Here is a 12,296-nt window from a genome sequence, read left to right on the forward strand (position 1 = left end):
GGTGGGGGGAAACCTCGGCCGGGAACACCGGCCGCCCCCGCCAGGGGGAGAATGCCGGCATGGACCTCCGTATCTTCACCGAACCGCAGCAGGGCGCCAGCTACGACACCCTGCTGAGCGTCGCCAAGGCCACCGAGGAGCTCGGCTTCGACGCGTTCTTCCGGTCCGACCACTACCTGACGATGGGCGACGCGGACGGCCTGCCCGGGCCGACCGACGCCTGGCTGACGCTGGCCGGGCTGGCCCGCGAGACCAGCCGGATCCGGCTCGGCACCCTGATGACCGCCGCCACCTTCCGGCTGCCCGGCGTGCTGGCCATCCAGGTGGCGCAGGTCGACGCGATGTCCGGCGGGCGGGTCGAACTCGGCCTCGGCGCCGGGTGGTTCGCCGCCGAGCACACGGCGTACGGCATCCCGTTCCCGCAGGAGAAGTTCCCGCGCCTCGAAGAGCAGCTGGCCATCGTCACGGGGCTGTTCGGCACCCCGGTGGGCGAGACGTTCTCGTACGACGGCACCTACTACCAGCTGGCCGACTCGCCGGCGCTGCCGAAGCCCGTCCAGGACCGGGTGCCGATCCTGGTGGGCGGCATGGGCAAGCAGCGCACGCCGGCCCTGGCGGCGCGCTACGCGGACGAGTTCAACATCCCGTTCGCCTCCGCCGAGGACAGCGCCGCGCAGTTCGAGCGGGTGCGGCGGGCCGCCGAGGACGCCGGGCGCAAGCCGGACGACCTGGTGTACTCCAACGCGCTGGTGGCCTGCGTCGGCCGGGACGACGTCGAGGTGGCGCGCCGCGCCGCCGCCATCGGCCGGGACGTGGACGAGCTCCGGCGGAACGGCCTCGCCGGCACGCCCGCCGAGGTGGTGGAGAAGATCGGCCGCTACGCCGAGGCCGGCTCGTCCCGGTTCTACCTCCAGATCCTCGACCTGTCCGACCTCGACCACCTCGAGGTGATCGCCTCCCAGGTCGCGCCCCAACTGGCGTGACGATCGACCTGTCGTCGCCCCTGGTGCTGGACGGCGGGCTCTCGAACGAGCTCGCCGCCCGGGGCCACGGGGCGGGCGGCGAGCTGTGGACGGCGGGCCTGCTCGTGGCGGACCCGGCGGCGATCGGCGCGGCGCACGCCGCCTATGTCCGCGCCGGGGCCGACGTGTTGATCACCGCCAGCTACCAGGCGTCGTTCGCGGGCTTCGCCCGGCGCGGTGTCGAACGGGCCGCGGCCGGGCGGCTGTTCGGTGACAGCGTGCGGCTGGCCAGGGCGGCGGCCGACGCCGCCGCGGCGGACGGCCGGCGTGTCCTGGTCGCCGGTTCGGTGGGGCCCTACGGCGCGGTGCTGGCGGACGGCTCGGAGTACCGGGGCCGTTACGGCCTGAGCGTCGCCGAGCTCGTCGCGTTCCACCGGCCGCGGATCGAGGCGTTGGCGGCCGCCGGCCCCGACCTGCTGGCGCTGGAGACGGTGCCGGACGCGGTCGAGGCGGAGGCGCTGCTGCGGGCGGCCGAGGGCTGCGGCGTCCCGGTCTGGCTCTCGTACACCGTCGCGGGCGGGCGCACGCGCGCCGGGCAGCCGCTCGCGGACGCGTTCGCGCTGGCGGCCGGCGACGACCGGGTGCTGGCGGTGGGCGTCAACTGCTGCGATCCGGACGAGGTTTCGCCCGCCGTCGAGATCGCGGCGGCCACCACGGGCAAGCCGGTCGTCGCCTATCCCAACAGCGGCGAGGAGTGGGACGCGGCCGGACGCCGGTGGCGGGGCACCGCGCGGTGGGCCGCCGCGTCCGCCCTCGCCTGGCGGGACGCCGGCGCGCGGCTGATCGGCGGTTGCTGCCGGGTCGGCCCGGAGCGGATCGCGGAGCTCGCCACCGTCCTCGGTGACCCCCGCTGATCCCGTTCGATCTGTGAATTCCGGCCGTGTTGCGGCGGATTCCGACGTCACCGACGTCCCGGCCCGTCACCGGGGGCGGCGGCTCAGGGGCCGCCTGGCGCCCCGGAGGACGCCTGACGGTTGGTAATGGGCATGCCACGCATCGCGACCGAATCCCGTCGCTGCCCCATGGCGTTCCCCCGGGATTCCGGCAGACTCGCCCTCAGCGGGCGGGACCTCAGCGGTGCAGGGCAGAGGTCTCGCCGGCCGCCGCCGGGCCGTGCGCCGATCCGAAGGGCCTCCCCGCTCTCGGCCGCGCCGCCCGGCGGCGGCCCTTCGCGTAGGGTGAGCCCATGCCTTGACGCCGGCCCCGCTCGCGGGCCCCGCCGCCCCTTCCGACGCAGGACGTCTCCACCACTCCAGCGAAGGAAGGACACCACCTCATGACCACACTGACCGTCGCCCTGCTCCAACTCGACCGCCCCGCATCGGAGTCGGCGGCCACCCTGGAGGCGGGCGAGGCCGCCTGCCGGCGGGCCGCGGCGCTGGGCGCCGACATCGCGCTCTTCCCCGAGATGTGGAGCAACGGCTACCGGTGGGTGCCGCTCCCCGAGCGGGGAGCGGGAAACGTCTACCGGCACCCGGACGGGTGGGCGGGCCGGCCGCCGGTCACCGTTCCGGCGGGCGGCGAGGGCTGGCACGGGGAGGCCGTCGCGGCCGACTCCGCCTACGTCGGCCACTTCCGGGCGCTGGCCGCCGAGTTGGGGATGGCCATCGCCCTCACCTGTTTCGAGGAGTGGCCAGGCGCGCCCCGCAACACCCTCTTCCTGATCGACCGGCACGGCGAGCTGGCGCTGACCCACGCCAAGGTGCACACCTGCGCGTTCGACGCCGCCGAGGCCGCCCTCACGCCCGGCGACTCCTTCGACGTGGCCACCCTGGACACCGCCGCCGGCGACGTCCGGGTGGGCGCGATGATCTGCTACGACCGCGAGTTCCCGGAGAGTGCCCGCGCGTTGATGCTGGCCGGCGCCGAACTCGTGCTGACCCCGAACGCCTGCGACCTGGAACGGAACCGTCTCGACCAGTTCCGAACCCGTGCCTACGAGAACATGATGGCCCTGGCGATGGCCAACTACGCGGGCGCCGGCTGGGGACACTCGATCGCCTTCGACGGCATGGCGTTCGGCCCCGACGGATCGCGGGACATGCTGGTGGTGGAGGCGGGCGAGGCGGCGGGCGTCTACCCGGCGGTCTTCGACCTGGCCGCGCTGCGCGCGTACCGGAGCCGGGAGACCTGGGGCAACGCCTTCCGCCGGCCCGCCAGTTACGGGGCGCTGACGTCGTCCGAGGTCACCGAACCGTTCGTCAGGGAGACCGGCGAAGGACGTACCTTCCCGCGCTGAACCGCGCCCCTCAGGGCGGTCCTTCGGCCTCCGGCCCCTCACCGGGAGCCGGGGCCGGGGCCGGGGCCGGCGGCCGGCCGGCGCGGATGGCCTCGGCGTTAGCGTTGGCGAGCCTGAACTGCCCCATGGCCACCAGGACGCGGGACGCCGCCGTGCCGAGCGCCGTGACCAGGGCGGCGACGGCGCCGAGCCCGGCGGCCGAGCCCAGGCCGTCGAACATCCCGCCGCTGTCGCCCAAGGACCCCTGGGCCTCCTCCGCGTCGGTCTCCGGCGGCGGAGCGGGCTCCCCGCCGGGGTCCTCGGTGGGCGCCGGCGGCATGGTGGCGCCGGCCGTCGGGGTGGCGGTCGGCTCGGGCGGCCCGTTGGAGTGCCCGCCGTCCTCGCCGATGTCGGTGAGCAGCAGTACGGCCGTCGTCACCACCGCGAAGACCAGCGGGGCCAACCAGCCGACGGTCCGCGCCGCGCGCCGCAACGCGCCGGCGATCGGCCCCGGTTGTCCGCTCGTGTCCCCCATGAGTCCACGGTACCGCCGGACATGACACCGCCGCCCCTCCGGCACCGTGCGGTGCCGGAGGGGCGGCCCGGGTGTCGCCGGCTCACGCCACCGGCGTGCGCTCCCGCTCACGGCGCAGCAGCAGCCGGCGCAGCAGCGGCCAGAGCACGATCAGCCCGACCACGACGTACACCGTCACGGCGAACGGGGAGTTGACCAGGCCGCTGAGGCTGCCGTCGCTGATCTGCAGCGCCCGGCGCAGCTGGAGCTCCGCCGAGGGGCCGAGGATCACGCCGAGCACGGCCGGCAGCACCGGTAGCCCGAACCGCCGCATCAACAGCCCGACCAGGCCGATCACCAGCAGGATCACCAGGTCGAGCGGCTGCGAACTCACCGCGTAGGCGCCCACCGCGGCGAAGAACAGGATGCCCGCGTACAGGTACTGGCGCGGGATCCGCAGCAGCTTGGCCCAGAGCGGCGCCAGCGGCAGGTTGAGCGCGAGCAGCATCACCAGGCCGACGAACAGCGAGGCGATCAGCGCCCACACCAGGCTGGACTCCCGCTCGAACAGCAGCGGTCCCGGCTGGATGCCGTAGGTCTGGAAGGCGGCCAGCATCACGGCCGTGGTGGCCGTGGTCGGCAGGCCGAGCGTGAGCATGGCGCTGATGGTGCCCGAGGCGGAGGCGGAGGCCGTCGACTCGGGGCCGGCCACTCCCTCGATGGCGCCCTTGCCGAACTCGTCCTTGTGCTTGGAGAGCCGCTTCTCCGTCACATAGGAGAGGAAGGTGGGGATCTCCGCGCCACCGGCCGGGACGGCGCCGAACGGGAAGCCGATCAGCGGGCCGCGCAGCCACGGCTTCCAGGTGCGGCGCAGGTCCTCCCTGCCCAGCCAGGGGCGGCCGACCGGGATCGGCTCCTGGGTGCCCCGCCGCAGGTAGAGCGCCACGTACAGCGCCTCGCCGATGGCGAACAGGCCGACCGCCACGATCACGACGTCGATGCCGTCCGCCAGCTCCAGCGTCCCGAAGGTGAGCCGCTGCTGGCCGGTGAGCCGGTCCAGGCCGACCAGGCCGATGGTGAGGCCGATCAGCAGCGAGGCGAAGCCCCGGATCCGGGAGCTGCCGAGCACCGAGGTGACGGCGATGAAGGCCAGCACCATGATGGCGAAGTAGTCGGCCGCGCCGATGTCCACGGCGAGTTCGGCCACGAACGGGGCGAGCGCCACCAGCAGGATGGTGCCGATCATGCCGCCGGTGAAGTGGCCGATGGCGGCGGCGGCCAGGGCCTGGGAGCCGCGCCCGGCGCGGGCCATCGGATGGCCCTCGATGGCGGCCACCACGGCCGCGGTCTCACCCGGCGTGTTGAGCAGGATCGAGGTGGTCGAACCGCCGAACATGCCGCCGTAGTAGATGCTGGCGAACATGATGAACGCGGCCGTCGGGTCGAGCGCGTAGGTGACCGGCAGCAGCAGCGCGAGCGCCATGGCGGGACCGATGCCGGGCAGCACGCCGATGGCGGTGCCGAGCAGCACGCCGACCGCGGCCCACAGCAGGTGGGTGGGGGTGAGGGCGGTACCGAAGCCCTCGATGAGCGAGTTCAGTGAGTCCATGGGGCTACAGCACTTCCATCAGCGGGCCGCCGGGCAGCGGGGTGCCGAGCAGGGTGTCGAAGACGAAGAAGGTGACGACGGAGAGCCCGGCCGCGATCAGCGGGTCGCGGTCGTAGGCCCGGCTGCCCAGGGCGTAGGCGGATCCCCAGAACAGCAGGGCGCCGGAGATCGGGAAGCCGAGCGGCTGGATCAGCGCGGCGTTGGCCAGGAAGACGCCGACCAGCAGCCCGACCGTGCGCCAGTCGCCCGAGCGGTCCAGGTCCACGTCCTCGCCGCCCTCGGCCTGGCCACGGCCGCCGCGCAGCACGTCGACGGCGAGCAGCACCGCGACGACCAGCAGGGCGATGCCGACGACCGTGGGGACGGTCTTGGGGCCGACCGGGCCGCGCTGTGCGAAGTCGGTGTTCATGGTGAGCACGTCGCCGAGCACCAGCAGGCCCAGCGCGAACAGCAGGACGCAGACGCCCAGTTCGGAGCGGCCCCGGAGGCGCTCGCGCAGCCCCGGCCCGGTCCCGGTGTTGGTGGTGGTGTCGTTCACAGTCCGAGCTCCCTCAGGATTCCGTCCACCCGCTCGTCCTCGGCGGCCAGGAAGTCGCCGAAGTCGTCGCCGGTGACGAAGGCGTCGGTCCAGCCGTTGACCTCGAGTGCCTCCTGCCACTCGGGCGACTCGTGCAGCTCGGTGACCAGGTTGATCAGCCGCTCGCGCTCCGCGTCGGTCAGGCCGGGCGGCGCCACGATGCCGCGCCAGTTGGTGAACTCGACGTCGACGCCGAGTTCGGTCAGGGTCGGCGCGTCGACGCCGTCGACGCGCTCCGGGCCGGTCACCGCGAGCACCCGCAGCTCGCCGGCCTCGATCTGGTCCCGGTACTCGCCGACGCCGGAGACGCCGAACGCGACCTGGCCGCCGAGCACGGAGGCCAGCAGCTCGCCGCCGCCGTCGTAGGAGACGTAGTTGACGGAGCGCGGGTCGATGCCGGCCGCCTGGGCCATCAACATGGGCGCCAGGTGGTCGGGGCCGCCGGGCGACGAGCCGCCGCCGACCGGGAGTGAGCCGGGGTTGGCCTGCCAGTCGGCGAGCAGTTCCTCGAAGGACTGGTAGCGCGAGTCGGCCGGGACCACGACGATGTCCGACTCCTGGGTGATCCGGGCGATCGGGGTGGTGTCGGCCAGGGTGGAGGACGTCTGGTTGGTGTGCACGGCGCCGACCACGCCCAGGCCCATGGACATCGCGACGCGGCCGTTGCCGTGGTCGGAGACCAGGCTGCTCAGGCCGACGGTGCCGCCGGCGCCCGGCAGGTTGAACACCTCTATGGAGCCGGTGAGACCCGCGTCCTCGGCGGCCCGGGCGGCGGTGCGGGCGGTGATGTCGTAGCCGCCGCCGGGGGTGTTGGGCACCATGAAGCGCAGCCCCGGGATGTTGGTGCCGGTGCCCGCCGAGCTCTCCGAGCTCAACAGGGGAGGCACCAGAAGCACGAGCAGCGTCGCCGAGAGCAGCGACAGGAGAACACGCAGGCGCACAGGACGCCGCCTTTCCATCGAACATCTGGTCGGGAGATGAGGGCGCCACATGTTGCCTACGCGTAAACGGAGCTGTCTACGCCGCGCTCGGTTGCGGAACTAAGTCGCCTTTCGGTCATTGAGTTCACGGTGGGGTGCGCCGGAGCGAGACAGGTCGGCCGAAGGTTTCCGACTTTGGATGACTGTTGCGGAGGGTGACCGAGGACCTAGCGTCGTGGTGTGCCACGCGGAGTGGCACGCGGCGCAGCGACGACGAGAGGGCGAGGAACGGCACGATGCCCACCGAGGCCGAGGAACCCACCACTCAGCTCTGGCTGCCCCTGGCCGACCGGCTGGTGCTGCTCATCGGCGCGCCCCTGCTGGGAGGCGGCCTCGGCCTGCTGCTCCCCTCACTGGCCGACTGGCTGACGGGCCTGCCCTGGGTGCCGATGCGGGGTCCCTTCGAGCTGGTGGCCTCGTTCGAGGGCCGCTGGGTCGGCTCGGCGTTCGGCGGGCTCGGGCTGCTGGCCGGCCTCGTCCTGGTGGTGGTCGCCTTCGCCACCAGCCTCAAGGTCACGCTCACCGACTCCCGGGTCGAGCTGGAGAAGAACGACACCCGGTGGGGCATCGACCGGGCCGTCGTCGACGCGGTCTTCATGGACGGCAAGAGGCTGGTGATCCTGGACCGCGAGTCCCGGCAACTGCTGCGGGACACGAGCGAGGAGAAGCCGGCCGACGTGGCGCGGGCCTTCGCCGCCCACGGCTATCCCTGGGCCGAGGCCGATCCCTACGCCGAGCTGTACCGGCGCTGGGTGCCGGGCACCCCCGAGGTGCCGGGCGCGGTGAACGCGCTGTTGAAGGCCCGGGAGGTGGCGCTGGAGAAGAAGGCGTCGGCCGACATAGCCGAGCTGCGCGAAGAGGTGGAGAAGCTCGGATTCGCCGTCCGGGACGAGGCCACCCGGCAGTACTGGCGCCCGCTGGTGCGGTCATGAGGTCCGCGGTGCGCTCGCCCCGGCGGGATCGGCTGGTCGACTTCACGTGCGTCACGCTGTCGCTGCTCGGCACGTTCGCGATGCTGCTCGACGCGTGGGACGACCCGGGCTTCTCCCGCCCCTACCTGGTCTCGGGCCTCGTGCTCTCGGTGGCCGGCTCGCTGGCGCTGTGGCGGCGGCGGGAGCGGCCGCTGCTGGTGGCGCTGTTGATCCTGCCGGTGGGCATGTACACCGAGATGGCGTTCGGTGCCGTGCTGGTGTCGATGTTCAGCCTCGCGGTGCACCGCCCCTGGCGGTTCGCGGTCGCGCTGACCGCGGCGCACGCGGCGGGCAGCGTCCCGTACGCCGTGCTCCGGCCGGATCCGGAGCTGTCCGCCGGCGGCTACGGCGGCGTCGGTCTCGCCACGTTCGCCGTGGTGCTCACGATCCTGATCAGCGTGCCGTTCGTGGCCTGGGGCATGGTGGTGCGGGCGCGGCGCGAGCTGGTGGGCTCGCTGCGCGAGCGCGCCGAGCGCGCCGAGGCCGAGGCGGCGCTGCGGGCGGACCGGATCCGTGGCCGGGAGCGGGAGCACATCGCCCGCGAGATGCACGACGCGCTGGCCCACCGCATCACCCTGGTCAGCCTGCACGCCGGCGCCCTGGAGATCCGGCCCGACATGCGTCCCGACGAGGTCGCGCACGTCGCCGGCACCATCAGGTCGAGCGCGCACCAGGCCCTGGAGGACCTGCGGGAGATCCTGGGCGTGCTGCGGTCGGGGGAGGCGGTGGCCGAGGGGGCCCAGCCGCCGCCCGCCACCCGGCCCCAGCCGGGGGTGGCGGACATCGCGGAGCTGGTCGGCGAGTCCCGGGCGGCCGGCGCCTCGGTCGCCCTGGTCGACCGGCTGCCGGAGGCGGCCGGCTCGCTGCCGGCGTCCGTCGGCCGCACCGCCTACCGGGTGGTGCAGGAGGGGCTGACCAACGCCCGCAAGCACGCCCCGGGGCACGGGGCCAGGGTGCTGCTCGACCGCACCGGCGAGGGGGAGCTGCACGTCAGGGTGGACAACCCGCTGACGACAGGCCAGGCCAGGCCGGCGCTGCCCGGCGCGCGGTCCGGCCTCGTCGGGCTGAGCGAGCGCGTGTCGCTGGCGGGCGGGCGCATCGACTACGGGGCGCGCCGCGGCGAGGCCGGCGCGATCGATTTCCGACTGGAGGCATGGCTGCCGTGGCCGACCTGATCCGGGTCCTGATCGCCGACGACGACGCGCTGGTGCGGGCGGGTGTCTCGCTGATACTGGGCGCCGATCCGGGCATCGAGGTGGTCGGCGAGGCGGTGGACGGCGCCGAGGCCGTGGAGGCCGCGCGGCGGCTCAGGCCCGACGTGGTGCTGATGGACATCCGGATGCCCAGGATGGACGGGCTCGCCGCCACCGAGGCGCTCCGCGCCGGAGCCCCCGGGGAGCCGGGCCCGGCGATCATCGTGCTCACCACCTTCAACACCGACGAGTACGTGCTGCGGGCGTTGCGCGCCGGGGCCAACGGCTTCCTGCTGAAGGACGTCCCGCCGACGGACTTCCTGCGGGCGGTGCGTGGGGCGGCCGGCGGCGAGTCCATGCTGTCGCCGGCCGTCACCACCCGGCTTATCGACCACGTGGTCAGGACCGACCAGGACGACGAGCGGCGCCGCAGGGCGGACCGGGCCCGGGGTTCGCTGGCCGCGCTCAGCGACCGGGAGCGGGACGTGGCCCGCGCCATCGGCGAGGGCAAGTCGAACGCGGAGATCGGCGGCGAGCTGTTCATGAGCGTGGCCACCGTGAAGACCTATGTCTCGCGGATCCTGGGCAAGTTGGACTGTGGCAACCGGGTCCAAGTGGCGATCCTGGTCCACGAGGCGGGGGAGTGAGGCCCATGTCCCAGGCGGGCACCGCGGCGTACGACACGGCGGAGCGGCTGCCGCCCCTGGTGGCGGCCGCCGTCCGGCTGGCGCGCGCCCAGGGGTTCGCGCACAGTCCCCCGGCTAACGCCGGGAGGTGCCCCCAGTCGGCCGGAACAGGGCCGGCTCCTCGCGGCGTTGGCCGGCGGCGCGGCCGGGGCGATCGGCGAGACCGGCACCGGCTGCGGGGTGGGCCTGGCCTGGCTGGCCTCGGCCGCCCCGCCCGGTGCGCGGCTGGTCAGTGTGGAGCGTGACCCCGGGCGCGCCGAGGCGGCGGCCCGTCTCTTCGCCGGTGACGGGCGGGTCACCGTGCTGTGCGGCGACTGGCGGGAGATAGCCGGCCACGCGCCGTTCGACCTGCTGGTGCTCGACGGCGGCGGGGGCGGCAAGGCGCCGGGGGAGGAGCCGGCCGACCCCGAGGCGCTGCTGGCGCCCGGTGGCGCGGTGGTGATCGACGACTTCACCCCCGGGCGGGCCGGGCCCGATCCGGCCCGCGCCCACTGGCTCGGCCATCCGGCGCTGCGCGCCGTGGAGTTGCGGTTGGCTCCGGATCTGAGCAGCGTCGTCGGGGTCAGGGCGGGCTGACGGTCAGGCGCCGGCCAGGGTGGCGACCAGCAGGGCCTTGATGCTGTGCATCCGGTTCTCGGCCTGGTCGAAGACCACCGAGTGGGCCGACTCGAAGACCTCGTCGGTGACCTCGAGCGAGTCGAGGCCGTGCCGGGCGTGCACCTCGCGGCCGACCTCGGTGCCCAGGTCGTGGAAGGCGGGCAGGCAGTGCAGGAACCGGACGGACGGGTTGCCGGTGGCCCGCAGCACCTCCGTCGTTACCGCGTAGGGCCGCAGCAGGGCGATCCGCTCGTCCCAGACCTCCTTGGGCTCGCCGAGCGACACCCACACGTCGGTGGCCACGAAGTCCGCGCCGCGCACGCCCTCCTCGACGTCCTCGGTGAGGGTGATCCGGGCGCCGGTGCGGGCCGCCAGGGCGGCGGCCTCGGCCCGCACCGGCTCGGCCGGCCAGAGCCCGCGCGGCGCCACGATCCGCACGTCCATGCCGAGCAGGGCGCCGGTGACCAGATAGGAGTTGCCCATGTTGTTGCGGGCGTCGCCGAGGTAGGCGAAGGCGAGCTCGGCCAGCGGCCGGCCGCCGCCGTGCTCGACCATGGTCAGCGTGTCGGCCAGCATCTGCGTCGGGTGCCAGTCGTCGGTCAGCCCGTTGTAGACCGGGACGCCGGCGTGCTCGGCCAGCTCCTCGACGGTCCGCTGGGCGCTGCCCCGGTACTGGATGGCGTCGAACATCCGGCCGAGGACCCGGCCGGTGTCCTTCGGTGACTCCTTGTAGCCGATGTGCGAGCCGGACGGGTCGAGGTAGGTGGTGTGGGCGCCTTGGTCGAAGGCCGCCACCTCGAAGGCGCAGCGGGTCCTGGTGGAGCTCTTCTCGAAGATCAGCGCGATCCGCCGACCGGTGAGCCGGCGCTCCTCGGTGCCTTCCCGGCGGGCTGCCTTGAGCTGTGCCGCCAGGTCGAGCAGCCCCCCGAACTCGTCCGGGGTGAGGTCCAGCTCGCGCAGCAGGTGGCGGCCCGTGAGATCTGTCGCCATGGGATGACTCCATCGGTCGTCAAAATCGTGTTCGAGAAGAGCTGGAAGTATATACATCGGGCTTCATGGTTATGCGATGGCAATCCGTGAGCTCCGTCACCGGAGCGCCCGGCTCAGTCCAACCGTCGGGCCAGCACGGCGGCCTGGGCGCGATCCCGGCAGCCCGTCTTCGCCAGCAGCCGGCTCACATGCGACTTCACCGTATGCGCCGAGACCGTGAGCCGCCCGGCGATCTCCCCGTTGGACAGCCCCTCGCCGATCAGCCGCAGCACGTCCCGCTCCCGAGGCGTCAGCTCGGCCACCCGCGCCTCGGCCCCCGGATCCGGCCGCTCGGCCCGTCGCGCCGCCGCGTACTCCCGGATGATCCGCCCGGCCACCCGCGGGCTCAACACGCCGTCCCCGGCGGCCGTCGCCCGCACCCCGGCGGTCAGCTCCTCGTACGACGAGCTCTTCAACAGGAAACCGCTGGCGCCCGCCGCCAACGCCTCCGCCACGTACTCCTCCAGGTCGAAGGTCGTCAGCATCAACACCCGTACCCCGCCGGGGCCGAGCCGTCCCCGCCGCCCCAGCTCGCCCAACACCGCGAGCCCGTCGAGCCCCGGCATCCGCACGTCCAGCATCAGCACGTCGGGCCGCAGCTCGGCGCAGAGCCGCAGCGCGTGCTCGCCGTCCCCCGCCGTGCCCACCACGGTGAGGTCGGGCTGGGTCTCCAGCATCATCCGCACCCCGTCGCGGACCACCCGCTCGTCGTCCGCGATCACCACCCGGACGACCCGGCCGCCCCCATCGGTCATGACGCCTGACCACTCCCTGACCTCGCGGCCGCGCACGGCCGTCGCCCGGCTACCTCACCGGAACCGTACAGCTCACCCGGAACCCGCCGCCCGCCGCCGGGCCCGCCGTCATGCTGCCGCCCAGCGCCGTCACCCGCTCCCGCAG

General features: G+C 73.9%; 13 protein-coding genes. 7 read left to right on the top strand and 6 right to left on the bottom strand.

The genetic code is table 11. The features are described from left to right. The first annotated feature begins 59 nt into the window (after positions 1 to 59). The 3 genes from E1283_RS20800 (at position 60) to E1283_RS20810 (ending at position 3,261) form a co-directional block, all read left to right on the top strand. On the top strand, positions 60 to 983 hold the full coding sequence (locus E1283_RS20800) for an LLM class F420-dependent oxidoreductase (RefSeq protein ID WP_132819618.1): 924 nt from the start codon (positions 60 to 62) through the stop codon (positions 981 to 983). Then, complete coding sequence (gene mmuM / locus E1283_RS20805; RefSeq protein ID WP_425086208.1) at positions 980 to 1,876, top strand: homocysteine S-methyltransferase; 897 nt, start codon at positions 980 to 982, stop codon at positions 1,874 to 1,876. Before E1283_RS20800 ends, mmuM begins: the two co-directional genes overlap by 4 nt. Positions 1,877 to 2,298: 422 nt before the next feature. Continuing rightward, positions 2,299 to 3,261: a carbon-nitrogen hydrolase family protein gene (locus E1283_RS20810; protein WP_132819619.1), complete on the top strand. Its 963-nt coding sequence runs from the start codon at positions 2,299 to 2,301 to the stop codon at positions 3,259 to 3,261. A gap of 10 nt (positions 3,262 to 3,271) precedes the next feature. Here the strand turns inward: E1283_RS20810 and E1283_RS20815 are convergent, their stop codons facing one another. The 4 genes from E1283_RS20815 to E1283_RS20830 all read right to left on the bottom strand — a co-directional run bounded on the left by E1283_RS20815 (position 3,272) and on the right by E1283_RS20830 (position 6,881). Then, positions 3,272 to 3,775, bottom strand: a complete 504-nt coding sequence (locus E1283_RS20815; protein ID WP_132819620.1) for a hypothetical protein — start codon at positions 3,773 to 3,775, stop codon at positions 3,272 to 3,274. Positions 3,776 to 3,857: 82 nt separating this feature from the next. Continuing rightward, positions 3,858 to 5,363, bottom strand: a complete 1,506-nt coding sequence (locus tag E1283_RS20820) for a tripartite tricarboxylate transporter permease (RefSeq protein WP_132819621.1) — start codon at positions 5,361 to 5,363, stop codon at positions 3,858 to 3,860. A gap of 4 nt (positions 5,364 to 5,367) precedes the next feature. Continuing rightward, positions 5,368 to 5,901 carry a tripartite tricarboxylate transporter TctB family protein gene (locus E1283_RS20825; RefSeq protein WP_132819622.1) on the bottom strand — a complete coding sequence of 178 codons (534 nt, stop codon included), beginning with the start codon at positions 5,899 to 5,901 and terminating at the stop codon, positions 5,368 to 5,370. Further along, entirely contained in the window at positions 5,898 to 6,881 is a 984-nt protein-coding gene (locus E1283_RS20830; RefSeq protein ID WP_132819623.1) for a Bug family tripartite tricarboxylate transporter substrate binding protein, read from the bottom strand. The genes E1283_RS20825 and E1283_RS20830 overlap by 4 nt, the downstream gene beginning before the upstream one ends. Before the next feature lie 275 nt (positions 6,882 to 7,156). Here E1283_RS20830 and E1283_RS20835 point away from each other — a divergent pair, with 275 nt between their 5' ends. The 4 genes from E1283_RS20835 to E1283_RS20850 all read left to right on the top strand — a co-directional run bounded on the left by E1283_RS20835 (position 7,157) and on the right by E1283_RS20850 (position 10,346). Then, the gene (locus E1283_RS20835) at positions 7,157 to 7,852 is read left to right on the top strand and encodes a YqeB family protein (protein ID WP_132819624.1); all 696 of its coding nucleotides are present in this window, start codon (positions 7,157 to 7,159) and stop codon (positions 7,850 to 7,852) included. After that, positions 7,849 to 9,066, top strand: coding sequence for a sensor histidine kinase (locus tag E1283_RS20840; protein ID WP_132819625.1), 1,218 nt, complete (start codon positions 7,849 to 7,851; stop codon positions 9,064 to 9,066). Before E1283_RS20835 ends, E1283_RS20840 begins: the two co-directional genes overlap by 4 nt. After that, complete coding sequence (locus E1283_RS20845) at positions 9,045 to 9,731, top strand: response regulator transcription factor (protein ID WP_165956195.1); 687 nt, start codon at positions 9,045 to 9,047, stop codon at positions 9,729 to 9,731. Before E1283_RS20840 ends, E1283_RS20845 begins: the two co-directional genes overlap by 22 nt. A gap of 168 nt (positions 9,732 to 9,899) precedes the next feature. Beyond that, entirely contained in the window at positions 9,900 to 10,346 is a 447-nt protein-coding gene (locus tag E1283_RS20850) for an O-methyltransferase (RefSeq protein ID WP_243744982.1), read from the top strand. Positions 10,347 to 10,349: 3 nt separating this feature from the next. On the opposite strand, the gene argF is transcribed toward E1283_RS20850, so the two are convergent. Together argF and E1283_RS20860 are read right to left on the bottom strand one after the other, a co-directional pair. Further along, a complete protein-coding gene (argF, locus tag E1283_RS20855) occupies positions 10,350 to 11,357 on the bottom strand; it encodes an ornithine carbamoyltransferase (protein ID WP_132819626.1) in 1,008 nt (335 codons plus the stop codon). Positions 11,358 to 11,470: 113 nt separating this feature from the next. Further along, on the bottom strand, positions 11,471 to 12,151 hold the full coding sequence (locus E1283_RS20860) for a response regulator (RefSeq protein ID WP_132819627.1): 681 nt from the start codon (positions 12,149 to 12,151) through the stop codon (positions 11,471 to 11,473). Positions 12,152 to 12,296: the final 145 nt, after the last annotated feature.

This window comes from Streptomyces hainanensis, assembly GCF_004348415.1.
GTDB lineage: Bacteria > Actinomycetota > Actinomycetes > Streptomycetales > Streptomycetaceae > Streptomyces > Streptomyces hainanensis.